24 protein-coding genes are annotated in these 26189 nt (G+C 47.5%); 13 read left to right on the forward strand and 11 right to left on the reverse strand.

Annotation, left to right across the window (positions count from 1 at the left end; all coding sequences use genetic code 11):
* Positions 1-488: 488 nt before the first annotated feature.
* The 7 genes from E5S67_RS09395 to E5S67_RS09425 all read left to right on the forward strand — a co-directional run bounded on the left by E5S67_RS09395 (position 489) and on the right by E5S67_RS09425 (position 4062).
* On the forward strand, positions 489-1403 hold the full coding sequence (locus E5S67_RS09395) for a COX15/CtaA family protein (RefSeq protein ID WP_172186777.1): 915 nt from the start codon (positions 489-491) through the stop codon (positions 1401-1403).
* 133 nt (positions 1404-1536) lie between these two features.
* Positions 1537-2514, forward strand: coding sequence for a heme o synthase (locus E5S67_RS09400; RefSeq protein WP_172186820.1), 978 nt, complete (start codon positions 1537-1539; stop codon positions 2512-2514).
* 79 nt (positions 2515-2593) lie between these two features.
* The gene (locus E5S67_RS09405; protein ID WP_172186778.1) at positions 2594-2827 is read left to right on the forward strand and encodes a hypothetical protein; all 234 of its coding nucleotides are present in this window, start codon (positions 2594-2596) and stop codon (positions 2825-2827) included.
* Positions 2828-2891: 64 nt separating this feature from the next.
* Positions 2892-3227 (forward strand): DUF6883 domain-containing protein, encoded by a 336-nt coding sequence (locus tag E5S67_RS09410; protein WP_172186779.1) that lies wholly within the window; start codon positions 2892-2894, stop codon positions 3225-3227.
* 10 nt (positions 3228-3237) lie between these two features.
* On the forward strand, positions 3238-3477 hold the full coding sequence (locus tag E5S67_RS09415) for a DUF4926 domain-containing protein (protein ID WP_172186780.1): 240 nt from the start codon (positions 3238-3240) through the stop codon (positions 3475-3477).
* Between the two features lie 123 nt (positions 3478-3600).
* Complete coding sequence (locus E5S67_RS09420; protein ID WP_172186781.1) at positions 3601-3837, forward strand: DUF433 domain-containing protein; 237 nt, start codon at positions 3601-3603, stop codon at positions 3835-3837.
* Between the two features lie 12 nt (positions 3838-3849).
* Positions 3850-4062 (forward strand): hypothetical protein, encoded by a 213-nt coding sequence (locus E5S67_RS09425; RefSeq protein WP_216670320.1) that lies wholly within the window; start codon positions 3850-3852, stop codon positions 4060-4062.
* A 118-nt stretch (positions 4063-4180) separates the two neighbouring features.
* Here E5S67_RS09425 and E5S67_RS09430 read toward each other — a convergent pair whose 3' ends face one another.
* Positions 4181-5620 (reverse strand): amidohydrolase family protein, encoded by a 1440-nt coding sequence (locus E5S67_RS09430; protein ID WP_172186783.1) that lies wholly within the window; start codon positions 5618-5620, stop codon positions 4181-4183.
* Positions 5621-6061: 441 nt separating this feature from the next.
* Between E5S67_RS09430 and E5S67_RS09435 the strand changes: the two genes are divergently transcribed.
* A complete protein-coding gene (locus E5S67_RS09435) occupies positions 6062-6271 on the forward strand; it encodes a hypothetical protein (protein WP_172186821.1) in 210 nt (69 codons plus the stop codon).
* Here the strand turns inward: E5S67_RS09435 and E5S67_RS09440 are convergent.
* From E5S67_RS09440 to E5S67_RS09455, 4 genes are all read right to left on the reverse strand, one after another.
* Positions 6249-6797, reverse strand: coding sequence for a DUF1349 domain-containing protein (locus tag E5S67_RS09440; protein WP_246276704.1), 549 nt, complete (start codon positions 6795-6797; stop codon positions 6249-6251). The genes E5S67_RS09435 and E5S67_RS09440 overlap by 23 nt on opposite strands.
* A 6-nt stretch (positions 6798-6803) precedes the next feature.
* Complete coding sequence (locus tag E5S67_RS09445) at positions 6804-7574, reverse strand: CPBP family intramembrane glutamic endopeptidase (RefSeq protein WP_172186784.1); 771 nt, start codon at positions 7572-7574, stop codon at positions 6804-6806.
* A 156-nt stretch (positions 7575-7730) separates the two neighbouring features.
* A complete protein-coding gene (locus E5S67_RS09450; RefSeq protein ID WP_172186785.1) occupies positions 7731-10604 on the reverse strand; it encodes a zinc-dependent metalloprotease in 2874 nt (957 codons plus the stop codon).
* A gap of 102 nt (positions 10605-10706) precedes the next feature.
* Positions 10707-14225, reverse strand: coding sequence for a hypothetical protein (locus E5S67_RS09455; protein WP_172186786.1), 3519 nt, complete (start codon positions 14223-14225; stop codon positions 10707-10709).
* A gap of 563 nt (positions 14226-14788) precedes the next feature.
* Between E5S67_RS09455 and E5S67_RS09460 the strand changes: the two genes are divergently transcribed.
* From E5S67_RS09460 to E5S67_RS09470, 3 genes are all read left to right on the forward strand, one after another.
* The gene (locus tag E5S67_RS09460) at positions 14789-15013 is read left to right on the forward strand and encodes a hypothetical protein (protein WP_172186787.1); all 225 of its coding nucleotides are present in this window, start codon (positions 14789-14791) and stop codon (positions 15011-15013) included.
* 398 nt (positions 15014-15411) lie between these two features.
* Complete coding sequence (gene ppc / locus E5S67_RS09465) at positions 15412-18537, forward strand: phosphoenolpyruvate carboxylase (protein ID WP_172186788.1); 3126 nt, start codon at positions 15412-15414, stop codon at positions 18535-18537.
* 138 nt (positions 18538-18675) lie between these two features.
* Complete coding sequence (locus E5S67_RS09470) at positions 18676-19713, forward strand: phosphodiester glycosidase family protein (RefSeq protein ID WP_246276705.1); 1038 nt, start codon at positions 18676-18678, stop codon at positions 19711-19713.
* 444 nt (positions 19714-20157) lie between these two features.
* Here the strand turns inward: E5S67_RS09470 and E5S67_RS09475 are convergent, their stop codons facing one another.
* A complete protein-coding gene (locus E5S67_RS09475) occupies positions 20158-21867 on the reverse strand; it encodes an ABC transporter ATP-binding protein/permease (protein WP_172186789.1) in 1710 nt (569 codons plus the stop codon).
* Positions 21868-22079: 212 nt separating this feature from the next.
* On the opposite strand from E5S67_RS09475, the gene E5S67_RS09480 reads away from it, so the two are divergent.
* A complete protein-coding gene (locus tag E5S67_RS09480) occupies positions 22080-22289 on the forward strand; it encodes a hypothetical protein (protein WP_216670321.1) in 210 nt (69 codons plus the stop codon).
* 137 nt (positions 22290-22426) lie between these two features.
* On the opposite strand, the gene E5S67_RS09485 is transcribed toward E5S67_RS09480, so the two are convergent.
* Positions 22427-22984, reverse strand: coding sequence for an HPP family protein (locus E5S67_RS09485; RefSeq protein ID WP_172186790.1), 558 nt, complete (start codon positions 22982-22984; stop codon positions 22427-22429).
* 266 nt (positions 22985-23250) lie between these two features.
* Here E5S67_RS09485 and E5S67_RS32345 point away from each other — a divergent pair, with 266 nt between their 5' ends.
* Positions 23251-23412, forward strand: coding sequence for a hypothetical protein (locus E5S67_RS32345; protein WP_216670323.1), 162 nt, complete (start codon positions 23251-23253; stop codon positions 23410-23412).
* On the opposite strand, the gene E5S67_RS09490 is transcribed toward E5S67_RS32345, so the two are convergent.
* The 4 genes from E5S67_RS09490 to E5S67_RS09505 form a co-directional block, all read right to left on the reverse strand.
* On the reverse strand, positions 23384-23953 hold the full coding sequence (locus E5S67_RS09490; RefSeq protein ID WP_172186791.1) for a diheme cytochrome C: 570 nt from the start codon (positions 23951-23953) through the stop codon (positions 23384-23386). The two genes, E5S67_RS32345 and E5S67_RS09490, sit on opposite strands and share 29 nt — an antisense overlap.
* A gap of 73 nt (positions 23954-24026) precedes the next feature.
* The gene (locus tag E5S67_RS09495) at positions 24027-24935 is read right to left on the reverse strand and encodes an MBL fold metallo-hydrolase (protein WP_172186792.1); all 909 of its coding nucleotides are present in this window, start codon (positions 24933-24935) and stop codon (positions 24027-24029) included.
* 518 nt (positions 24936-25453) lie between these two features.
* Positions 25454-25966, reverse strand: a complete 513-nt coding sequence (locus tag E5S67_RS09500; protein WP_172186793.1) for an inorganic diphosphatase — start codon at positions 25964-25966, stop codon at positions 25454-25456.
* Positions 25967-26004: 38 nt separating this feature from the next.
* Positions 26005-26169 (reverse strand): hypothetical protein, encoded by a 165-nt coding sequence (locus E5S67_RS09505; protein WP_172186794.1) that lies wholly within the window; start codon positions 26167-26169, stop codon positions 26005-26007.
* Positions 26170-26189 lie beyond the last annotated feature (20 nt).

Here is a 26189-nt window from a genome sequence, read left to right on the forward strand (position 1 = left end):
TATTTCAATTGTTTGCTAAATATAATCTTTTCAATTTTCCTAACTTGAAAAGATTTGATGCCTTTTCACAATTCATTTAGGATTGCTATATTTTGACATTTTTATTAAGTTATTTTAGACTAACGAGCGAGATCGCAATTTTAGATTTTCTTGACTTTGCATATCATAAAGATGGAAAAACAGTTTTTTCTTAATGATATCTTTAGGTTTTGCTCGATGTTCAACAGCAAAGGAGCCTGTAACAGCAAGGACTTCGGTAAAATAATTAAAGTTTGTTGAAATTTATAAAAATAGCTGCAATACTTTGTAATGTAAAAAGGAAAGTTGAAAATTTTCTAAAGACAAACTAATTGGATTGCGATGTCGCTAAGGTAGTATACATGACTGTTTGTCAGAGAAAAAGAGTGTTAAGCTCGGCTAAGCTCAGCCACAGCAAAACCTCAATATTTAATTAAGTTCGATCGACAACAAAGGCTAAGGTAAATTTCATGGCAAACTCAGTTGTAAATCAGCCAAACGCAGCAGCAGGAGTGCAGTGGCAGCCAAAAGATATTATCCGCGGCTTAGTGTGGAAAATTGCGATCGCAACCTGGCTGTTAATGGCTGTAGGCAGCGCCACGCGAGTCATGAATGCGGGGCTCGCTTGCCCCGACTGGCCGCTGTGCTACGGTCAATTAATACCCGCAGCGCAAATGAATTTGCAGGTATTTCTGGAGTGGTTTCACCGTTTGGACGCAGCAGCGATCGGCTTAAGCGCGATCGCACTTTTAGGACTATCTTTGTTTTACCGCAGCCGCCTGCCAAAATGGCTGCCTTGGGCGAGCGCTGGGGCAGTATTTTTAATCGTTTTTCAAGGCGTATTGGGCGGCTTGACAGTAACACAACTGCTGAGATTTGACATCGTTACCGCTCACTTGGGAACAGCTTTACTGTTTTTTGGCGCGCTGCTAGTCATCGGTTTCATGCTGAATCCCTACGAAGCTACAGGCAATACGGGCAAATTGGCTTGGGTAAGTTCGATCGCAGCATTGTTAGTTTACCTGCAAAGTTTGCTAGGAGCATTAGTAGGCTCGAGATGGGCACTGCACCAATGTTTGAGCTCCTCAGAATTGTGCTCGGTAATGAACAGCCACATCGCCGGTATCGTACCAGCTACAGCAGCGACTTTAGCAGTATCAGTCATGGCTTGGCGGCAGCCTGCACTGAGTCCCAACTTGCGAAAACTGGCTAACTGGGCGAGTGTTTGCCTAATTGCTCAATTAGTTCTGGGATTAGCAACTTTCCGGCTGCACCTTCAGGTAGAACCGCTGACAGTCGCCCACCAAGCAGTCGGTGCTGCTTTGCTGGGAACCCTGATAGCTTTTAGTGTTTTAGCTTGGCGCGATCGAGTTTTATCAGCTTGAGAGATCAGACTAAAGTAAGAGGCGGCGGGTTTATTAATCCTTGTAGCTACACCAAATATTTTTCGTAAAACCCGCCCCTCCAACCTAATGACTAATGACGAATTCGCAAATAATTACTAACAGCTTACAACCGATGCAAGAAATCCTTACCAACGACAGGCCCCGCCTCCACGAAAACTTTTCGCAAGTCGTGAAAAGTTACTATCAACTAACAAAACCCAGAATTATTTTACTGCTGCTAATCACTACCTCAGCAGGAATGTGGATGGCCGCCAAAGGAGAAGTAGACCCGCTATTGCTGGTATCAACTATTACTGGAGGCGCTTTAGCTTCTGCGTCGGCGAATACGATTAATTGTGTCTACGACAGCGACATCGATTATATTATGGAACGCACCCGGTGGCGGCCGATTCCTTCGGGGCGTGTCAAGAAGCGGGATGCTTTGATATTTGCGATCGCCCTAGCTACAATATCCTTTACATTGCTGACAGTTGTTGCCAACTTATTAGCCGCATTGCTAGCAATGTCAGGCATCGTTTTCTACGTCCTAATTTACACCCACTGGCTGAAGCGTCACAGCGTGCAAAACATCGTCATCGGCGGTGCAGCAGGGGCGATTCCCCCGCTAGTTGGGTGGGCTGCGGTTACGGGAGATTTGAGTTGGGGTGCGTGGCTGCTGTTTGGGATTATATTCCTGTGGACACCGCCGCATTTTTGGGCATTAGCAATGATGATTCGCGACGAATACAAGGAAGTAGGCGTCCCGATGTTACCCGTAATTGAGGGCGACGAAGCCACAGCCCGCCAAATTTGGATTTACACGCTATTGATGATTCCTGCAACTTTGCTGCTAGTTTATCCCCTGCATTTAGCGGGCGCGGTGTATGCGGGAACAGCTATTTTCCTGGGTGCTATTTTTGCCCAAAAAGCTTGGTTGCTGTTGCAGACTCCAGAGGATAAGGTTGTTGCGCGATCGCTCTTCAAATACTCTATTCTGTACCTGATGCTATTGTGCGCTGGAATAGTCGTTGACAGTTTGCCTGTGACTCATAATTTGACTACTGCTGTTGTACAAAATGTGCAAACTTTGATTAGTGCAGTTGTGATGTAGTCTGCTTTTAGAGCCCCGGCTTCTTGAAGAAGTCGGGGCTCTGGATATATTATAAAATTTAAAGTGGAGGAAAGTTCTGATGGCTGAGAATACTGTGAAAGTAGACATCTCATTTCAATCACTGCTGGAAGCTATTTCGTCACTGGGAATTGCTGAAAGATACAAGATATGGGAATTTTTGGAAGCTGAATTATTCCCTAATGAGGACGATTCTCCAGAAGACATTGCCGAAATTGAAGCGGCCCGTGCTGACTACAATGCTGGAGATTACACAACTTTCGATCGATATATGGCACAACGGGCAAATTGCTGAGGCAAGTTAATGCGGTTTCTGGCAAATGAAAACTTTCCACCAAGTGACTTGACCATTTCGACAGATGAAATTACCCAACGGAGAGAAGGCACTGCTGGGCGACAAGCTTGAGCGATACTCACTAAATATGCAGCATCCCAAAGGAAAAGATAAAGCAATCCTGTTTAGAAATCGATTGGGAATTACACTAGAAAACAAAGCTATTTTAGAAGTCGCTTTATTAGAATGTGCGGTCAATCAGGAGGCAGAAATTTATAAAACAGACAACTATGGAACCCAGTATGATATCAAATTTTTCATGACCACGGAAACCGGAAGCTCTTGGGTGCTGTCATGTTGGATGATTCGCACCGATGAAGACTTTCCCCGGCTAACTAATACCTATCCTGTCAATAAGTGAGGATACTGTGATGACGTTACACGAGTATAATGTTGTTGCCTTGACCGAAGAAATTCACGCAATCCATAAAGCCACCTCTCAGCCAATTTTGCTCCGACCGGGACAAGTTGGCACTATTCTCATGAGCTTTGACGATCGCGCTTATCTAGTAGATTTTGCCGATACTCAAGGCAATACCTATGCAATGGAAACCATTCCCTCAGAAAAACTCATGGAACTTGTTTATGAACCACTTCCTGCCTACGCTTAAGGCACAAATAATACTTTACAGAGTATTTAGCTGGAAGTGGCATCGCAGAATTATATCGCGGTGTGAGTTTGGGGTGATAAATGAAGTAAGCTAGAGACAAAGGTTTAAGACAATTCTAAACCCATGCCAGCATCCGTTCTTCCTCTGTTTGACAGAATCACAGTGAACCCAAGACAATGTGGCGGTCGTCCCTGCATCCGGGGAATGCGGATTCGAGTCATCGATATCCTAGAGTTGCTAGCTGCTGGTTTGAGTTTTGAGCAAATTATCGAAGAATTGCCAGACTTAGAACTTGACGATATTAAAGCTGCGCTTCTGTATGCAGTCCGCAAACTCGATCGTCCAGTTTTAGCCACATGACAATTTGGTTAAATGCTCATCGATCGCCAGCAATTGCTGTGTGGATTAGTGCCACTTTTAGTGACATACATCAGCGAAGCGATCGGCGGTATTTTTCTATTATATTGGGTATTGTACCGCAACTGCGATACAATTATAAGATTTATCGGCAGCACGGTAAACAATCTGCAAAAGCTCAAGGTTTCTTGTATGGGGTGCTTCGATAAATCTAGTCGTTGCAACTGACGCGAATTTAAGATTGTTAGCTTCGTTGAGAGGCGAGCGCGCGGTTGAACTAAATCGTTATGCCGCCTAAGTTCTGGGTTGAGGCAGTAGTTTGAAGTTTATTTGTTAAATGACAAGGTTAAGTTCTTAAGAAAAAGTTGACAGACCTTAACGAATCTTTTGCTTCTCGAATAATTTCCTTCGCATTCATTGCCAAAAGTTGACCGTTTCGCTTTAGAATCCTTCCATCTACGATCACAGTATCCACGTTTGAGGGTTGAGCCGCTTCAACTATTAAATGGGCTGGATCGGTGAACACTCCCAGATTCAGATTTTCCGTGGATATCATAATCAAATCAGCACGCTTACCAGGTTTAAGAGAGCCAACTTGATGATCGATTCCCAACGCTTGCGCTCCGTTGATAGTTGCAAATTCTAAGATTCGTCGCGGAGAGAAAGCAAACTCACTCTTGGCTTGAGCGTTACCAACATTTTGAATTACTTTCATGATTGCAAACATATCTGCATTTCCTGACAAGGCTGTTGTATCGATTCCAAGGCTGATCAACACGCCTGCTGAAAGCAGTTCTTGAATCGGAGGAAAGCCAAAACCAGTTCGCATTTCTGTGAAAGGGGTCAGGCTAACGGCTGCGTTACTTTTTGATAAGTGCCGCATTTCAATTAGCGTTGCCGCAGTCGCATGGACAATGAGTACATCTTTTTCAAGTAAGCCGTCTTTGTAGAGTCGATCGATCTCTCCAGCTTCATCCAGCGAGGAACTTGCATGAACCGTAATTGGAAGCCCTATTTTTCGGGCTATCTCCCAATCCCGGTGATAGTTTTTGTAGGCAGAAACCTCTCGCGGCGCAAATCCTAAAGATATCAAACCATACTGGGAATTTTTCATCTCACGATGCAGCCTCATGATGCTGTCAAAGTCAGTGGCTTCTTCTGACGCTTGATCTTTGTAGTACCCGTAAGAAAAACGAGCACGAATACCTGCATTGGCGATGGCGCGGACGGATGCCCTAGCGTAATCAATCGTGCGGGCGTTGTGGTTAAAGTCGTGTATCGTTGTGATTCCTGAATAGAGTGCCTCAGCCGTTGCCAATTGCGCTGCGCGATACATATCTTCTGGCGTGTATCGCTTGCCCAAACGCTCGGTCATGGAAAAATACCCCTGTTCTCTGGTATCACCGGACATACTTCGCAGCAAGGCAGTCCACAGATGCCAGTGTGTATCAATAAGACCTGGCAAGACGATCATATTTTGTCCATCAATCGTTTCGGCTGTTGGAGCATCTAACTGAGTTCCGATCGCAACGATTTCACCATTCCGCAAATGGATATCCCCGGTCAGATCTCCAAGTGCTGAGTCCATTGTCATGATGTAAGCATTTCGGATGATTATCTCTTTGCGATCGGGCAATCTCACTGCCGATTGTGCCGCCATGACTGGGGATGTCCAAGTCTGGGTTAAGCTAACTGTTCCTAAAACTGCTACTCCAGCTAAAAAACTGCGTCTGTTTAATCTGCCTTGTTCTTTCATCTGCGATCGCTTCCTAATAATTCGTAGCACAACCTTCTCGATGAAGTGAGCAAGACTATGGTTTGAGAGTGATGACTCAATCAACATTTTAACAATACTTCGGACAGTTTTTTAACGGCCCTGTAAGCTTTACGGAGGAAGCTCTGCCATTTTTAACGGATTTTCTGAAACTTAGCGCTGAACTTAAACCTTGAAAAAATAGTCCAGCATATAGCCAGCAAGGGTTTAGGACACTAGACTAGATCTAAAACTGTCCGAATTATTGTTTTAACTATTTGCTTAATTAATCACCTCTCTTATTAGTCAAGGCAATTACGGCGGCATAACAACGCAGTGGAGCGGACATGATAAAAGCTTTGCGCTTCGTTTGGATGATGCTTGCTGCCGCTCACTTTAGCCGTTAGACCGCTAAATCTGAGTTCGGTAGTGGCTTGAATGTATTTATCAAATTCTAACCCAAAGGTGAATGCCATGCAAGCTAAACTTCAAGAACAACTTTCTCCTGCTGATGCCGAAGTTATTTTGGGACGTTTGCCAGAACGAATTAAAGCGGCTCTAATTGCGCGTGCTGCGGAAATTGAATATCCGATCGCAGCGGCGATCGTCATTTCGATCGCCAGTTTTCTCGACACAGAAGCATTAGGTTTCGTATACCAAATTAGAGCGGCTTACTATGCTTAAACCCTTCAAATTCGACTGCAAAGCCTTCACCTTGGGGAGCCGCACACATTAACCCAACTTGAACCATTGGTGACTCAGTGAGATATGCCAGTCGCATCATTGAATACTCTTCCCCATCCAACGAGTATTGCACTTCCACCGTTTCAGCTCGGCGCTTTACCCGCAGCCACAGGGAAACAGGCGGCACTTCAAGTGGAATAACAGACCAATCGGAATAGTCTCGTGTCACAACCGCACTCACGTTTTGCACTCCCTCAACAAACTCAATGCCGCACTTGAGCCAGATATTTTCGCTCTCTCGAATCATCAATCCTGCTTGATCGTACAGCGATTGATAGCAACCAGTAATTTTGACTTCGGCTGTAAAGTCGCCTGAAACTTGACGGTAGTAAAAGTTGCCGTTATCGCGAATGAATCCGTAATGAGTTTGCCGCCAAAAGTCAGTCTTTGCCCCGGCGGTAATATGGATAACACCGTTATCCTCATGCCATTGTAAAGGTTCGTTGTACCATTGCATTGTTTGCATATCCTGCTAACTTCCTCCTATTCCATGCAGTACCAAATCTGCCAAAAAATGAGATAACATAGCGTATTCTAATCCCCAACGCCAGTAAAGAAAACCAAAGGGAATCCCTAAGAGGGCATTGAGCAAAATCGTTCGGAAAATCACGATTGGGGTTAGTCCCCAGAGATTGGCAGCGGCAGGCAAATGGCCCACACCAAACAGAATCGCCGCAGCCACAATTGCCAGCCAAAAAATTGATTCACTAGGTTCCGATCGGCGCCCCTGAAAAATCTTCCAAAGTAGCCATGCAATCAATGTCATACCGAATAATCTAACCAAGAGTTCTTCGGTAATGCCTCCGTAGAAAGAAGCTAAGATGCGTTTCCAGAAGTCAATCTTTAACGCAGTTGTTGAAGTCATTGGAGGCATCCAAGGTTCAAACCCTAAACTCAATCCAATTAATACGATTCCACCCACGCCACCCACTATCAGCGCCGTTTTGATAGCAGATTTAGAAAGGGTGGGAACAGGCTGTCGATACACCAGCGCACGAATGAGGGGGGTATCAAGTCCCATTGAGTTGCCTAGGCGCAGTCCAATCCAATTCAGGAGAATCAAAAAAAGTCCAGTCTGGAGGGCGGACCCAATAGCTATAACAGGTAACGGTGCAGGCAGTTGCCTGACTGCTGGATTCAGAGACAGCGCATAAGGAAATAATGCCAACGCTGCCAGACTCCCCAGTAATGCCCAAAATAGCGCCAATTGCAGGTGATGTTTGTTGGAAGTATCTGTAGTCATAATTTTTGATTGCAGATAGAAACACCCTATTAATAAGTCAGGAATTACGCACTTCCACCAAAGAAACCTGGTTTTTTATCGAATCTGCAGGCTGCAAGGAAATATTATCGTAAAAAACCCGGTTTCTGAACCCCCATGCGTAAGCCCTATATAAGATTAATTCGACTGAATCTGCGAATTCAAAACCTTAGAAATCCGATCGCGCGTTTCCTCCAAATGAGCCCGCGTATAAGCATCAGCATTCCGGTCCAAATTCCGAATACTCTTGCTCAAACCCTCCCGCAACTGCCGCAACTCGTACCAAGCCAAACTCCGCGCATCCTCTGGAACACTCGTTTTTCGCAGCACCATTCCCATCAAAATCGCCAAATGTTCCCGCTGCAAAGAACGCCGAAAAGTTGAAATTTGCATCTTCTTTTCCGCCTGCAAAACCTCTTTCCAGATATCCTTTTGCAAAGTATCCAAAACTTCCGGCAACCTCAAAGCAGTTTCCGGCGCCGATTTTAACTCCGCATCCCGCAGCCTCGCCAGCCGCGTCGGAGATAGCAAAACTCGCAACACAAACCGCTGCAAAAAAGTAATTCGATCGCCGATCGGGTAATCTAGAGGAAACACCAAAGCCGGACTTCCCCAGTGCTCCCAGCGCGAAGGCGCCAATTTGTTGAGCAACTCCGGCGCAAAACTAAACGCATCTGGGGCAAAAACGTACTTCTCTAATGTTGCTAAAGCTTCTCGCTGCTGAGAAAGTTCGATCGGCACAAACGGCAACTTCGCATTAGTATCTCCAGGGCGAATCCGATTAAACGACTGTCCCCCCACATACAAAGTCGCATTCATCACCTGCTGAAGATAATACCCGAACACCGAATCAAACATCACCCGCAGTTCGTTATAACCGTCTTCCCCAACCGGAATTCGCTTTTCTAAACGTTGCCACATCGCCCTCGCATTATCCAATTGCCATTGCGAATACCTCAGCATATTGGCGCTGAGATCGAAGGTATTTGCAGCGGGATCGAGAATGTCAACAGAATCCTCATCCGGCGCGTAAGCTAATTGCTGTTCCGCAGCGCGGCTGGCAACTTGTTGCAGCGCTGGTAAGTCACTGTTCGGGTTTACGCCGCCAATCACCTTGTAACCGTACTCGATCGCCCAATCGTCGTAAGGCCCTACAATCGTCGGATAATAGTCGCCCTGCACAGTTCCCTGCGGTGCCAAATTAATCGGCACATAATCCATCACCGACGCAATCATACCTTGCGTGCGAGTTACCTGAGTATTGTTCAAATCCTCAGGTTGCAGCATCGTACTCCCGTGAAAATTGTGCCTCAAACCGAGAGTGTGACCGACTTCGTGGGCCGTCAAAAATCGGATATATTCATTAACATAATTGTCAATCGTCCCACTGCTAGGCGCTGCATTTTCCAACAGATCCATCGACATTGCCCCGATCGCAAACTGCCGGCTCGATTCTAACCCAAAACACATATCCGAACTCGACATCAACCGCGACACAGGCGATCGCTTTTGCTCTTGGTATCTTTCTACCAAAGTCGGCAAATCATCAGCAATTCCACCTCGAGCATTTTCCCCGCTGCTTTTTCCTAAATCCCCATTTTCTAGCACCTGCAAATAGCGAGAATATATCCCGAACTGACAGGGATTAGTATTAGAATCGTTTCGCCCTTGAAAACTCTTAGATACCGATCGATTTTGTTCCACCAAAGATCGATATCCCTGTTTGATTTGTCCGACAATATTAGCATCCAAAAGAATGTCAGCATCCAAAATTTCCCCCGTCAGCGGGTTAGTGCGAGACGGCCCGATGCCCGCAAACTCAGGCTCAAAAGAACTCGACCAGCGAATAGTATTGTAGCGAACGTCAGCCGGGTCCCATTTAGCATTGTCCGGCATTTGTTTGACCTGAATTGCCTCAGTAAAACCTGCCTTTTCAAAAGCTTTGTTCCACTCCAAAACGCCCTCGCGAATTGCATTTCGGTATTCCACAGGCACATTATTTTCAATCCAAAAGACGATCGGCTGCACCGGAGGCGACATCGGCGCCGTCGGGATTTGCTTTTGCAAATGCCAGCGATTGATATAGCGCACAAAAGGCTCGCGGCTGCTCTTGTCAGAAAAGTCCTTATATGCTGTCAGAAAATAGCCCACTCGCTCGTCCGCAAGTCTGGGGCGGTAGCCGTTATTTAGCGGCACTTCCGAGAAACTGTAGTGAATGCGGAGGTTAAAAGCCCGACTGTCAGGAACCGAAGGTAAATAGTTAACCGCACTGTCATTATCGCTAGAAAAACCGTAAATAGAAGCAATTTCTACATTCAGCGGAAACGCTTTAACATCTTTAAAATAAGACTTGTCTTCATCGATCGAGTAAGAAGCGCCCAAAATCATCGGCAAAATCGCTTTTACCCCTGGTAAATCGCGCTTTTCGCTCATCAGCAAATCGCCTAAATCGATCAGCAGAGTTTGTTTTTGCGGATGAATGCTTTTGAGCGGCAAAGAATAGAGAATCGACTCGCTAAATGCCCTTTCTACCGAACCAGCTTGCGGGTCGCCCGGACTGGTGCGAAAATTGATATTTGGTATCACAAACTGCACGTTATTTTGGACTCGGCGCAGTTGAAACAAGAAATCGCCGATCGGCAATCCGCTAAAAATGCCCCCTTCCCCCAAACCAGAAGCCAATGTCACGAAACACAGGAACTTTTTGTCTAGTTGTTGCTGCGTAATTTCCAGATAAACTTTATTAGTTGCTTGATTGCGGTAAAGGGTAAATAGTCCCTCTAACTTTTGTGCGTCTTTGACAACCTGTTCAAAGGGTTCCAGAGTTTGCTGTTCGCTACTTTGTTCCTGGCTGGGCGGCGGAGATGATAAAGCTAAAGGTAAAAAGAAACCTTTATACAAACTCCAACAGAAAAATGCTAAAGATAATATAAAAAATATCAAAGGCAGATTTTTTTTTGCACTTTTTATCTGTGTATTTTTGCTAGTTTCAGGAAATATCAATCTTTTCATTTTCAGTAGCCGCAGGAAAGAATAGTTTTGAGATAGTCGCGCCGCACTTGCAACGTTGGGATCGTTTAACTTCTAAAATAACTCAAAACTCAAAATTCAAAACTATTGTTTCGCTGGCCAGGGAATCATGGGATCTTGAGCCAACCGTTTAGAAACTGCAACAGCACCGTAACGGTTGAGGTGGCTGGGGTCGGAAAAAGATTCTCGCGCCTGGGGCCACAATAAACTCTTATCTAGGAAAATTAGTCCGCTTTGAGCTGCTAATTGTTGCATATATTGCCGGAATTCTTGTTCGTAGCCTGTCCGCACGGGATCTAAATAATCTTCCGTCAGAGGCATATTCACGAACACGAGATTGATGTTGCGAACCTTAGTAAATTGGATCAGATTTTTGAGTGCTAGAGCTTGTTCGCCTATCAATTTAAAATCTTGATAGTCGGAGTCGTAGTAGCCAGATACTTTCGGGTGGCTCTGAAAGTAAGTATCAGGATTGAAGCGTATATCGATCGGCAAAAAGCCGTTTGGTTGAAACTCGCTGAGGGGTTTACTCGCAGCAGTTGGCTGGGCATTTTCCGTTGTTTCTGAGCCCAGGGCTGCGGTTTGAGGGATCTCGGTTGCAACAGGGGCTGATGGATTGGCGAGCGATCGCAAAAACCCTTTTAGCCGATCGCGCTTTTTGTAAGTTGCAGAACCCTCCACAAACTTTTGACTCACCAATTGCTGAACGTTAGCTTGAGCTTGTTCCAAATTGTCCACCAATTCAGTAGCAGTCGCCACCGGATTGTTGGCACTCTCTTTCGATCCTTCGGCATCTAATTCATTGGTGCGGATCAGAAAACTACCTCGGCTCAATTGCCTGTAACCTTCCGAAGAAGCGATCGCGCTAAAAGTCAAATCCGGCCGCCCGCTGTTGAGAGCCCTCGCCCCGTCCGCCAACACCAGCAATTTTGGCAGTTGTTGCGGCGGCAAAATCCGGCGGACGATCGAATCTACAACCTGGAGAGTAGCTCCATTAACCCCAAAATTGTAAGCCCTCAGCCCCGGATAGCCCGAAGCTGCCAAAGCTGTTTCCAAAACCGCCGGGTCGATGCCCCGCAGCGCCCTGGAACTACCGACAATTAAAATATCCGGCGGTTTTTTGTGTAGGTGGATGTACTCTTGATAGCGCGCTATCTGGTCGTCAAGCTGCTCGCTCCTCAAAGTAGGGAACACCGGAGGAGCAGAAACATCAGCTACAGGAACGCTAATATTTCCCGGTTTCGTAAACCCAGAGCCATTGAAAGCCTCTTCCTGGTTAGCTTCCGGCGACGGTTGCAACGGAATTCGAGGCAAATTTACCTCCCCAGAAGGGGGAACGGGGTTCGCGGTTTCGTTCGGAAGTCGGGCTGTAACGTCGCCAAAAGCCTTGGGGGATGATTTTTGACAATTTGGACCGCTGCAAACTTCGGAAGTGCTAGGAGCTTGACTGACCGTCGCAGATTGCAGAAATAGACCGAGGAGCCAATCGGTATTGAATGTCAGCAGACAGCCGGCGAGCGCCCAAATCAAAGCCATGCCGGCGGCGCGATCGGCTCTCACGCCCCCCGGCGCAGCAGCATTTGTTGACAAACCATCGTTGGGAACAAAAAAACCCGAAGCCACAAGCGGTTGCACTGCAGCTTGAACTAACTGCTCGCCCAGATTGTATCCGGGGAGTCTGATTTTGAAGCGGGGCCGCCAGGAGTTGGGCCCGGGCGCATCGAACACCAAATTCTCGCCCAAACCCGAAAAAGCCCCATCATCCGGCGCAAACTCTGGCACAGGTTCCTTTGCCAACACAGCCAATTGCGAGGGAGCCTGTGCCGGAGTCGCCGCTGATTCCTCGTCAACCGCGGTTCTGAGGTCAATTGCGTAGCGCCACAGGGGTACTTTCTGGCCGGCGCGACGCCCGTAGACTCGCACCCCTGCCACTCCCGGAATTTGTAACTGCCGCAAGAATTTAGCCACCGGCGGCCCTACCTTGGACTGAGAAGGGCAAGTCAGAGCTTCAGTCATGACGTGCAGCACGTCGGCTTTTTGCAGCACGACAGCGCGAATCCCTCCTGTTTCCAGCTTGCGCCTGAGACTGGGGTTGAGCAACCTGTTCAATAAAAAAGTCAGAGCCAATTGGTCGCCCTCGGCCGCCAGCGTTCTGGCGCTTGCAGCCAAGTCGGGGTGGTGGGCTGCTGGCAAGTCCACCCAGTCTATCCACACTGGCGACTCCGGCGCCGCCTGAGAGTCCTTGGCTGGTTCTACGCCGTAGATAGTAGCTGCGCGGATGCCTTGGGGCGCGAAGGAAGCTAACAAAGGGGCGATCGTGTCGGTGGTTTGCTGCTTCTCGGGGTATTCTTGCCGTTTAGGCTTTTGTCCTTTTTTGCCAGTTTTGCTGCAAAACAGGTGGAGGGTTGCTTCTTTGAGGGTGGCCCGCACTTCGACTCTCGATGCTGCCAAGTGTTGGTTTAGCAGTTTGGCGATCGCAGGTACGTCTCCCCACCTGGCCCATTCCTTGAGAATTTTGTCCGGCGAAGTCAAATCCACCCGCAGCACCCAGTCCGGCTTCGCTTCGCCGCTCACTTGGCTGCCGATCAGTGCTTCCCGGAAATCCTCTAGTTGCAGTTTCCGCAGCCGGCCGGCGATGGGTTCGGCCAGCAAGGAAGGGTCGGGGCTGTAAGCTGACTCGCACAGCACCAGCAGCCGGCGTTCCTTGGGCTTGATATTTTCCGGCGCATTCAGCGGCAGGTTTTCCCGGCTGCTTTTGAGTTCTTTTTCGCGAATGCTTACTTTCACCGAAACTCCCATCGGGCCGAGGATTTCGCTGAGATAGCTGGCGATCGCATCTGGATAGCCCCGGCGCGCCAAAGTTTCCGGCGAAACCGTCAACGTTCCACCGCGATCGCCCTCGCCTGAGTCGGCTTCGGGGGATTGAATCAAAGCTACCGCGCCACGGTTCGCTTTCTGCTGCGGGGGAACGGCGGAACTAAAAGCTTCCCGCGTCGCAGCAGCCGAAGTGTCGATCGTCACGGGGGAAGTTTCAAAAGCTTCTGGGTATTGAATCCGCGAGGCGATGGGAAGACTTTCGGCGTCAAAATCCAGTTCTTCCCGTACTTGCGGCGGGTGGGCCGCTGTTTCTACCGGTTTTGGTGTCTGTTTTAGTTTGCGGTTGTCATTCTTAAATTTGCCGAAAAATCCGCCTTTTTTACGGCTTTCTGGCGGTTCGCCGTCGGCGGGACTCTCTGGCGGCGGCACTTCGGCAACTTTCGGTTCCGGTTGCTGCGGCTGTTGCTGTCGCTGGGGACTGCTGCAATCGAGCCGGACTGTCCAGTCATTTTGCCGGGAACCGAGTTTGCGGCCGCACAGAAACAACTGGTAAATTTTAGGTCGATCGGGCAGCAGTCGCGTTAAATCAGTTTGTTCGAGGGCGCTGGTAAATCTCGCCGTCACCAATTCTTGAGACGGACACTGCGCTGCTTCGCACAAAATGTGCAGGTGATTTCCCCGCAAACGCGCTTGTACTTGAACTTCGGGAAGCCCTAAAGCTTCTTGCGCCCACTGCGACGCGGCCGATCGATTATCTGCCAATATGCTCCCGTTCGCATTCAACATGAAACTCTAAATTTTGCCAAAGCTGGTTTTGTTTTCTAGAAATAGCACAGTTACAGATTTTACAGACAATTATTTTATTTGCCGAGCCTAACCTTTTTGTCAGGTTTAAGCCTTGCTGGGCTTACTGTCTTGCCTTGTATCCCCTCGGCTTCGATCCGTTGGGGAATAGTGTTTTGATAATACTACCCCGACATTTTGGCACAGATAGACCCAAATTAAGCCTAGCAAGAAGTTATTCGTTATTCCTGATACCGTTTCCGTTTGTATCGGAATAATCATTTTCGGATTGTAGTGCTGTGGTTTCGCTTGGCTACGCGGAGACAGTCGCCCGCTCGATATCATTCGCCGAGCATCCGGATTTTCTACACAAAGTTTTTTCCGAGTGCGAGCTTAATATCTGGCGAGAAGATATTTATAGACTTGGCTGCGCGGGGACGATCGCTTGCAGGATATCATTCGGATGTCACCGGATTTGATATCAGAAGTCATTAGTCAGAAAGCAGCGGTCAAGATGATTATTTGCCTTGTAAACTGAGGATTACGGATTGACACAGGAGGAATTTATGCCGTCGGAAAACCAAGACTTGCTCAAAACTCAAACACCTAACAGTCCAAAGTTGCCAATTCCCTCAGAAATTTTATTGAGCTTGGTCGCCTTACCCATGCTGGGCGGCTTGGTGGTGGCTAAAGCTGCTGCTGAGTTTGTTGCGTCGATCGGCGTTGAAAGCGAAGAAGTTTTTCGGGGTTCGCGCCTCCCCGTGCTCAACTTTCCTCAATCACAGGACTAGAAGGCATCAGGAAGGATGCTTGCAACTAGAAGCTAATTTTTTTGACCCCCCCAAAAACTTATGCCAGTCCCCGGCTCATCTGGTGGAAAGTTCAAAATTTTAGACTCTTGTTCAAGCTCCCAGATTCATCTTTGGAGTAAATCTAAAATTGTTCGACTGAGTGCTCGCCGAACCTCTCGCGCCGAAAATCTAAAATCGCAGGTTAACCAATCTTAAAGCTTGACAATCGGTAAAATCCGTGCTGTTAAAATTGGTCTTTCTTTATACCTTGTACATAAATGCCTTCTACTTTCTACGTTGCAATAAGTTGTCTCAAATTTGACTGCAAACAAAAGTGTTTTAGGCGAAACTAAACCATACAATTTTCTTGACACCCGCAGCTATTGAGGAACAGCCCGATGAGTTCAGTCCTCCAGTCTTCAGAACAGGCTATTGATGCAACATCTATTTCCCATTCTCCCGCTTACTCAAAATCAGACCTGTTTCTGCGCAATCGCCTCAAAGTAGTAGAGGACTTGTGGGAATCGGTGCTGCGACAGGAGTGCGGGCAGGAATTGGTGGATTTGCTCCAACAAATGCGATCGGTCAATTCCGCCGAGGGACAGGCCACTAACTTTCGCGAGTCGAATGTCGCACAGCTAATCGAAAAGCTCGACCTCAACGCCGCCATCCGCGCCGCTCGGGCTTTTGCACTGTATTTCCAGTTGATCAACATTGTCGAACAGCACTACGAACAGCGAGACCAACAGCTAGCTTACGCTAGCAGCAACGATGCTGGTGGGCGGATGTTTTCTAAACTGCCCGGACAAGCAACGGATGCGCCCGATCGCCCGCGCCACAGGGAAGGCCCCGGCCCCGCCCAAACGGCTCTGAGCAATGCAGACAGCAGCGAGACGATCGCCCGAGACGCCGGAACTTTTCACCAACTGTTCCCGATGCTGCTGCGCTTGAACGTGCCTAGCCAGCAAATCCAGCGCTTGATCGATCAGTTAGACATCCGCTTGGTATTCACCGCTCACCCGACGGAAATTGTCCGCCACACGATCCGCACCAAGCAGCGGCGAATGGCGAAGATTCTCCAACAGCTAGACCAAGTTGACGAGAAATTTCAGGTGTTCGGGGGCGGCTCTCAAAGCCCCTACCCGGTGTCTTGCTGGGAAGCGGCCGCTCTCCAAGAGCAACTTATGGAAGAAATTCGCCTCTGGTGGCGCACTGACGAACTGCACCAATTCAAGCCGACTGTCCTTGACGAGGTGGAATACACTCTCCACTACTTCGAGGAAGTTCTGTTTGATGCTATTCCCGAACTCTACCACCGCTTAAAGCAAGCTCTGCACGCTTCTTATCCTTATCTGAAACCGCCGAGTTACAATTTTTGCAAGTTCGGTTCTTGGGTGGGTTCCGACAGGGACGGCAACCCTTCTGTGACTCCGAAAGTTACTTGGCAAACGGCTTGCTATCAGCGCCACTTAGTGCTAGAGAAGTACATCGGCGCGGTGAAGCGGCTGAACGAACTTTTGAGTTTGTCGCTGCACTGGAGCGACGTGCTGCCGGAATTGCTCGAATCTCTCGATCGCGACAGATCGGAATTTCCGGAGGTTTACGAGCAGTGGGCGATCCGCTACCGCCAAGAACCTTATCGGTTGAAGCTGGCTTACGTGCTGCAGCGACTGGAAAATACGCGCGATCGTAATTGGCGGCTCTACAAAGGAGACGAGTTGCAGCGGGAGCGCGAAGCTTTGTCGGAACATCCCGGAATGACCGGCCTTTATCGATCGGGCGCTGAGTTTTTGATTGAGTTGCAGCTCATCGAGCACAATTTAGTGGAAACAGGTTTGAGCTGTCGGGACTTGGAAAATCTGCTCTGCCAAGTAGAAATTTACGGGTTTAATTTGGCTTACCTAGATATCCGCCAAGAGTCAACAGTACACTCCGACGCTTTGAGCGAAATTGCTGAATACTTGCAAATTTTGCCCAAGTCGTACAATGAAATGTCGGAATGCGATCGAATTATTTGGCTCGCAACAGAACTGCAAACTCGCCGCCCTTTAATTCCAGCAGAATTGCCTTTTTCTCCCAAAACTTGCGAGACGATCAATACATTCCGAATATTGCGGCAAATGCAGCAGGAGTTTGGCCCGGAAATTTGCCAAACTTACGTCATCAGCATGAGCCACGATGTCAGCGATTTGCTGGCGGTTTTGTTGTTAGCAAAAGAATCAGGACTTTACGATCCGGCTACAGGAATTAGCAGCATTCAAGTAGTTCCCCTGTTTGAAACGGTGGAAGATTTAAAAAAAGCGCCGGAAGTAATGCAGCAAATCTTCGATCTGCCACTTTATCGAGCTTTGCTAACAGGAGGATACGCACAGGAACTAGCGGAGAAAAGCGAAGAAAATATCCAATCTCCAATCGAAACTCTCAAATTGCAAGAGGTGATGCTGGGCTATTCAGACAGCAATAAAGATTCTGGTTTCCTCAGCAGCAATTGGGAAATCCACAAAGCTCAAAAGGCTTTGCAAATGGTTGCGGAAAAATACAATGTAGAGTTGCGGATTTTTCACGGCCGAGGCGGTTCTGTAGGGCGCGGCGGCGGGCCTGCTTACAAGGCTATTTTGGCTCAGCCTGGAAAGAGTATTAGCGGGCGTATTAAGATTACCGAACAAGGCGAGGTTTTGGCTTCTAAATATTCTTTGCCGGAGTTGGCGCTTTACAATTTGGAAACTGTGGCGGCGGCGGTAATTCAAGCTAGTTTGCTGCACACTGGTTTTGACGGCATCGACCCTTGGAATGAGATTATGGAAGAGTTGTCGGTGAGGTCGCGATCGCACTACCGCCATTTAATCTACGAACAGCCGGATTTAGTCGATTTCTTCCACCAAGTTACCCCGATTCAAGAAATCAGCCAGTTGCAGATTAGTTCTCGCCCCGCGCGTCGCGGTGGCAAAAAAGACATCAGCGGTTTGCGAGCAATTCCCTGGGTGTTTAGCTGGACTCAAAGCCGCTTTTTGCTGCCTTCTTGGTACGGTGTCGGCACGGCTTTGCAAGAGTTTTTGCTGGAGGAACCGGAAGAACATTTGAAACTTTTGCAGTATTTTTACTTGAAATGGCCGTTTTTTAGAATGGTAATTTCTAAGGTGGAAATGACTTTATCTAAGGTGGATTTGCAGATTGCAGAACACTACGTGCAGGAGTTAGCTTTGCCGGCTGACAAGGAGCGTTTTCAGACTTTATTTGAGCAAATTGCTGCCGAATTTCATTTAATTCGGGGTTTGGTTTTAACTATTACGGGACACCAGCGTTTGTTGGACGGAGATCCATCGCTGCAGCGTTCGGTGCAGTTGCGAAATGCGACGATTGTGCCTTTGGGTTTGTTGCAGGTTTCGCTGCTAAAACGCTTGCGGCAGCACGGTAGTGGCGGGGTTCCGGGGGTGATTCACTCGCGTTACAGCAAGGGTGAATTGTTGCGGGGAGCTCTGCTGACGATTAATGGAATTGCTGCGGGGATGCGGAATACGGGCTAGGGAAATTGTTTTGGGTTTTGAATTAGTGGTAAGGTGCGCCGAGGCGCACCCTGCTACTGGTAGTTTCAGAATTCGCGCGATCGCCTTTTGTAGTCACAGCCATAGAAAACTGTTCGCTATGCTAGCTGAGATTTTTTTATGTCTAAACGCAAACAGTCTGAAGGTTGTCGCCCGATGCTGCGGCGCACTTTTTTATTTTTAACGGGCCTAGCTTTGGCGCGGGTTGTGGCTGACTATTTTGCGATCGCCCAAAATCGAGATAGTTTATTGACTCTTATGGGTCAACTGTGGCAAAAGTCACTCGCTTTTTTATCAAGTATACAATCAAATCAAACTCCTCAACCTCTCCCTAACAATCCCATTATAAAATCTGGAAAAACCAATCAACCTCTGCCGAGTAATCCTATTGTAAAATCGCCAGAAAATTCTCCCGCAGCGCAGCCGTCTCAACCTCAAACTATCAAACGTTCTGCTAAGCAAGCAAAACCTGTACAAGTCAGCAGCCAAAATGTAGCTGGCACAAGTTTTTATCTCACAACTATTGACCTCGCCGACCCGGAAATTTATATCACAATTGGGTTAGCTAATAATGCAGATTTTGCAAATACTTCTAAAGCCACGCGGGGCGATGAACCTTTTGAAAATATGGTGGCGCGTTACCGGGCTGCTGTTGTTGCTAACGGGACTTTTTTTAGTAAAGATGAGCAGAAATCTGTGCTGGGAAATATGGTGGCGGCGGGTAAGTTTCTGAAATACAGCCGATGGGAAAATTACGGCACGACTTTGGGAATTAAAGCCGGAAATCAATTGGAAATGGTGACGGCTAGAATCGAAGGTAAGCCGGATTGGAGTCAACATTGGTTTTCTCTGACTTGCGGGCCGAGATTGGTTAAAGGGGGAAAAGTTGGACTGTCTCCTTTGTCGGAAGGTTTTAAAGATGCTCATGTTTTGGGCATGGGTTCGAGAACGGCGATCGGCTTTCCGGCTTCGAGAGATAAGTTATTTTTGGTGACTTTTCTTGATAGTTTGTCTTTGGAAGCAGAAGCTAAGGTTATGCGGGCGATGGCGTCCCGCCCCGCAAGCTACGGCTGTTTTGAAGCGATGAATTTGGACGGGGGCGCTTCGGTGGGTTTGGCTCATCAAGGGCAGATTTTACAGCACTTCCGGGTGTTATGAGGTACAATAAGAATAGATTAAAAAAATACACCAATGAAAGCATATTCAGTTGATTTGCTTTCCAAAAATAGTAGCAGCCCATCAACATCAGAAGCTGTCGATCAGAAAAACAGCAGCGATATTTTCCGTCAGTAAAAGCTCTTTTCAGAAACTGGTCAAGCAACAAAAAATCGAGGGAAATTTACCATTATCCCAGCCTAGGACGTGGAAGTGCGGAGGCTACGTCAGGTTATGGGCTTTAGCCATTCTTAGAGTTTTTGAGGATCAGGACGTTTTACGGGGAGCATCCGAGTCTTACTCCCTTCCCGCTATAAGATACAGTTTTTTTTGACGAGTTTGCCGTTTACGATTGTCCCAGTTACTCCTGTTCTACCTGATCGCACGCCTGGAATTTTGAGGCGGATACGGTAAAGACCATTACTTGCAGTTCGGCAATTGCATTTCTCAAGCAAACTCGGCGAGAGCGGGTCTGTAATCTTTAGCCGATATCAGATGCCAATTGGTATTATCAACTAGCCTTAAGACCTGCTCGTGATACTGTACCAAAGTCGGACGGTGACCGACACTGATAAAGGCAGTTCCTGTTCCTTTGAGCAACTGATAGAGCCGTCTCTCGTTAGCCACATCCAATGCACTCGTTGATTCATCCAAAATAGCGTAGCGAGGTTTAGTCAGCAGTAGGCGTGCAAATGCTAACCGTTGTTGTTCTCCTAGTGACAAAACATCAGCCCATTCCAATTCCACATCAAATCCACCTACCCGTTCTGGCAAATGGGAAAGATTGACTTGTTCGAGTACTTCCTGCAGTTGTTCATCAGTAACTTGACCGCTGGTGTTGGGATATAGCAATTGGCTGCGTAAGTCCCCTAGCAGCATATAAGGCCGTTGGGGCAAAAACAGCGTTTCCTCCGGTTTAGGACGGACAATGCAACCCGTACCCGCATTCCACAATCCTGCGATCGCTCGCATTAACGAACTCTTGCCAGCGCCAGAAGGTCCAACAATCAAGACGCTTTCACCCTGCCCCACCTTGAAAGATAAATCTCTAACTAAGATTCGCTCATAGTTAGGCGTCTCTAAGGTAACCCGTTGGAGGGCTAGATAGTGCTGTTCCACAACATCAATCGTTGCCATGCCGGCTCGAGGTGCTGCCATTTGCTCGGACAGAACCTGATCAAATGTTCCTAAACGATTAATCTGAGTGGTAAAGTTAGTTAGCATATCAAAATTCTCGGCAATAAAGCCCAGGGCACTTAAAATAGACACAAACGCTCCAGAAGCTTGCGTTACCTGCCCAAAATCTATCTGACCCGCAAAGTATCGAGGAGCTAAAAAAACTATAGGTAAATTTGTAAATATCATCCCGGTTCCTTGGGTAAAGAAACCAAGGTTACGCTGCAAGACAATCAGGTTATTAAAATTATTCAAGACTTCATTAAATCGCTGTGATACTGCACTAAATTCACGCTCTTCACCTCGGTAAAATGCAATGGATTCACTATTGTCTCGAAGATGAACCAAACTATAGCGAAAATTTGCTTCTCGTTGTAACTGATTGAACTTTAACCTACTTAACCTCTTACCTATAAAGATAGTGAAAACAGTTCTAAAAGCAGCCAGTATCAATACAACTAAAGTCAGTGCCTTGTCAATTGTAAAGAGAACGCCGAGAAAAGAAATTATGGTGACAACTTGGTTGAATAATAATCCCCAAATATCAATATTTTGCTTGACAAACAAATTAACGTCTTCAGCTAAACGCTGATCGGGATTATCAACCTTATCATTGAACTTAATTTTGTAGAAACCTTGATTGCTAAAATATTTCTTCAGTAAGTGATTCGTTAGCCACTTTCGCCAGTGGAGTTGCAGTACATTTTGCGAATAGAAGAAGAAAACCATAATGGGCGTGAATATGGCAAACAGACCCAATAGCATCAGCCACATCTTATAGAAGTCTGAAACATTCTTTCCCGTGATTGCATTCATCAAGTCCCGCATAATATAGCTCTGGACTATGCCCACAGCATTGAAACCTAGCATTAATAACATTACGAGGGCGAACAACCCCCTAGCTCCCCATTTTTCTCGGGAAAAGAAGTAGGGGTTGGCGATCGACCAAAACTGCTTTACCGACTGCTTCAATTGATTCATCTTTTCTTATGGGTAGGAAAAATTGTGCTTTGGTGGAAACTACCTGTAGCGGATGGGGCAATTCTCATCGTTCTTGTCCATCAGCGATACCTGGTATGGGTAATGCTCCCATGGTACTTCCCTAATGATGCTCGGATCACTTCATGATTTCTATCTTAAGATAGATGACACATCTTAAACATCAGTAAAATTACTGTTTTAAAATCAGTAAAATGGATTATCCCCGCCTAAACACACAGCGGGATTTTTTCGACGGGCTGCTAAATTCTGACGAAGGGATATTGCCGCCGGGACGGAATTTGACGAATGTCCTGGTGGTTTACGATCGCGAATATCCGGCGCCGGCTCAGTTAAAGGAGTCCTGGGAACGCTTTCAAAAGGGATCTCGACCTTCCCCCGATCCGTCCGTTTTTTTTTATTGATTTAGCAGAAGGAAGTTCGGCAACGAAGCACGCGATCGGGATGTAACGGATGGAAGAAAGAAGGAAGAAGGAATAGAGGGAGCATCCAGATTTTGGGTAGTGCTCCCGAGGGAAGGATGAGAGAATTAGAGATAATGCTATAACCAGTGCTTGGGATACGTCCTGTCTGCCGCTAAATTATTAAAGATTACGGCGCACAAGACCAAGATTATTGATCCCTCAAAAGCAGGTGTTAGCAAAAATTGCCAGTCTGGTTTGGTCATCATGACGACTAAGGCAACTGCTCCCGAAGGCGGATGTAGAGTTCTGGTAATCTGCATAATTCCGATCGCACTAGAAACAGCCATTCCCATCGCCCAGGGAGAAGAACCGAGAAAATGCAGAATCATTAAACTAATGAGAGCAGCTAAGAAATTGCCCCCAATGACATTCCGGGGTTGAGCCAAAGGGCTGTCAGGGACACCAAAAATCAGAACGCTTGTAGCGCCAAACGGAGCCATTAGTAAAGGAGAATTAGTTTTTACAGCAAGATAAGACGTTGCAGTAATTGCCAAAAAGCTGCCAATCCAACTCCAAAAAATATGCCGAGGATGAGGTCTGTCTACTGGGCAGGTCAATGAACACGATCGCCATCTCCCAAAGGTTTTAAACCAATAACTTTCCCATTTCAGTTGAATTTTTTTAGTGTCAATCATAAATCAGGTTAGTTGATAACCAGGCTTCTTAAATTGTCTGAACTAGCCTCCGGTAAAGTTAAGATATCATAACAATTGCTCAAAAAGTAGTTAAAGGCACAGATTTTTTACTTCTATGCCACTCAAGCTGCTGCTAACCACTCGGTTGGAACCGACTAGCAAGTTTGGTCGGTTTTGCAACAGACGTTATCGGCAGTCGCACAACTTCACCGTTAGCCGTCAGAGTTATTGATGAGGGTAAAGCCAGAGGTTATTTGTAAGGTGCGATGCCCAATAAGCATGAATTGAAAGATCGCACCCACACTTTGAATAAGTCTCTAGTTCAGAATGCGATCGCCGTTTTCTGGTTAGTGCGATCGTCTCGCTCGCACTCGGATATAATTACGAACTTAATCTTCGCTACGGAGAGTTTTGCCACTCGGCGGTAAGCTTGCGGAAATTGTATTGAGATGCACCGGGGTGACAAGTAACGCAACTGCTGATATTTGCGGGTTGTGGCAGTTTGACTTTGGGGTGCAGAGCTTTGAAATAGCGAGAGTTAGCGACTCGATAGGCGAGTTCTTCGTCTTTGGCTTGGGAACGGGAAAAAGTTTGCAGGTAGTTCCAGACTAGCAGACGGGGCGGGTCTACTAGCAGTTTGATGGTTTGCCCGTAGTGTTGGGAATCTTGCAGCAATCTGCGCCAAGTTTCTGTAGGTAAGACTTGCGGCGGTAAAGCGATGTGACAGGTGGCGCAGTTTTCTAGGTACAGTTGCTGTCCGAGTTGGTAGCGTTCGGGGATGCGATCGACAGTGCCATTATCCTCAATTGCAGAGACTTGAGCAAGTCGCGCCGGAGTGTTGGAGCCGGCTGTCTGGGCTGCTACCCATCCGCCTCCGGTACAGCAGACAATTATCAACACCAGCAAAGTTGAGTAAAGCCCCCGCAAGCCACGAGAGCGACGCTTCTTGGGGGGGTTTTTGTGGTTCATGGTGTTTCTGCCTTCTCGCTGCTAATTTTTGCCTTCGGTCGGCGGTTTTTTTGAGCCTGCATTGATTTGTTGCCTAAATCACTGGTATGCTCATGCCTTCGCGGGCCAAGCAGCCATTGGCGAACGCGGCCTGCACGTCTGCTTCGACGCGATCGAGAAAATTGTCGTCGTGACCCGGATCGTGGTGAAACATCACGATTTTTTTGACTCCAGCAGCTTTCGCTATTTCTACTCCTGCTTGCCAAGTCGAGTGTCCCCAGCCGACTTTTGGGGTATTGAAATCGTAATACTCTTCGTTGGTGTAGTTAGCGTCGTAAATCAGCACGTCGGCGTCGCGAGCTAGGTGTACCACATTGTCGTCGAGCCGATCGGGAAAATGTTCTGTATCGGTGCAGTAGACGGCTGTGTGTCCCTCCCAGGTGACTCGGTATCCGATCGCGGTGTTGGGATGGTTCAGCAGTGCGGTTTCTATTTTCACATCGTCGAGTTCGAGAATATCCCCAGGGGTCAAATCGTTGAATTTGAGGTCTGACTGCATTACTTGGATGGGGACGGGAAAATTGGGGTGCAGCATTTGGTCGGCAAGACGGTGTTTGATTGTAGTGCCGTTGGGGGCGATCGCACCGTAAATGTGAAAGCAGTTTCCCGGGATAAAGGCAGGAGTAAAGAACGGAAACCCTTGAATGTGATCCCAGTGAGTGTGGCTGAAAAACATATGGGCTTCCACCGGCATTTGCCGCAGGAGGTTGAGACCTAGAACTCGCAGACCTGTGCCGCCGTCAAAAATCAGGCGTTTTTTGCCCAAGCGCATTTCTACGCAAGAGGTGTTGCCTCCGTAGCGAATTGTTTTGGTGCCGGGGGTGGCGATGCTGCCCCGCACGCCCCAAAACTGAACGACAAACTCAGTCAAAGGACTATTTTCCATAGTGGCTTTGCCATCTGAAGGCTGTGGATTGGGTAGAGAGGGTGCGGAATCTGGCATCTTTTTTAGCTTTGGGGGCAGGAACTTGGGAGTTGAAATCTTAGTTTTTAGTTTTTAGTTTTTAGTTTTTAGCAATCTGTACTATAAAGCGGTTTATGGGGAAACAATCCGAGTGCCGAACACTTGGGCTGTTAGAAACCTAAACCGTACCGGTTGTTGTAGGAGATGTCACGCTTGAGAGATTATTTTTTCCACCGTGCGGGCTGCCCGGCGTGTTCTGTGTTCTGAGATTAAGATAGCGCCGAACAAGATTGTTCGGGTAAAATTTCCTCAAACGTAGAACGCATTCTCTAGGGGTATAATTTTCGCTCGATCTTACTCTAGGAGGAGTATTTTTTTCAAGATTGGGGTCGGGCCGCGGTTTTGAGGAATGCCGTTCGGGTGACTCGGCATTCACGACTGATTTGACATTCTAGCCACCCGTTCCTCGACTGCATCCCTAGACGTGCAGCGATCGCCTTAAGTTCGGCCCCCTGAGTTTTTAGTCGGGTTGCAGTCGAGGAGTGCGGGCTAGGGACTTATTTGCGATCGGCTGCGATGCACTTTTCCACTAACGGCATTACTAGATCTACATCTTGCCAACCCAGAATTTCTGTGACTTTTTTCTCCAAATTTTTATAGGTTCTAAAAAATTCGGCTATTTCGTCCAAGCGGTGGGGGGCTACGTCTTTGAGGGACTTATAGTGAGCGTAGCGGGGGTCTTTGTCGGGAACGCAAAGCAGTTTTTCGTCCCTGTCGCCTCCGTCGATCATTTCCAGCATTCCGATCGGACGGGCTGCAATGATGCACCCTGGAAATGTGGGCTCATCCATCATTACCATGCCGTCGAGGGGGTCGCCATCATCGGCTAAGGTATTGGGTATGAAGCCGTAGTCGCACGGATATTGGACTGAGGAATAAAGCACCCGATCGAGAGCAAAGGCTTGCAAGTCTTTATCAAATTCGTACTTGTTTTTGCTACCGGCGGTAATTTCGATGAGGACGTTGAGCAGTCCTGGTTTCGGCTGTGCCGGAATTAGCGATAAGTCCACAACAATATCTCCAAGTTAACAGATGATTGGGATGAGTGCTACTTGCCAAATCCCTTTGATAGCATTTTACGGGCGATCGGGGCCGACGGTTGCATGAGATTGAGAGAAAGCGGGGGAGTGCGATCGGGGTTAGACAATTTGAGGATGAGGCTTGTGGGGTGTCCCACCTGCTGTAGAAAATACACCGGAGGGGCGGGACGCATCCCACAGCTTGAAAGGGTAA

It is taken from the genome of Microcoleus asticus IPMA8, from assembly GCF_013179805.1.
In the GTDB taxonomy this organism is placed as follows: domain Bacteria; phylum Cyanobacteriota; class Cyanobacteriia; order Cyanobacteriales; family Microcoleaceae; genus Microcoleus; species Microcoleus asticus.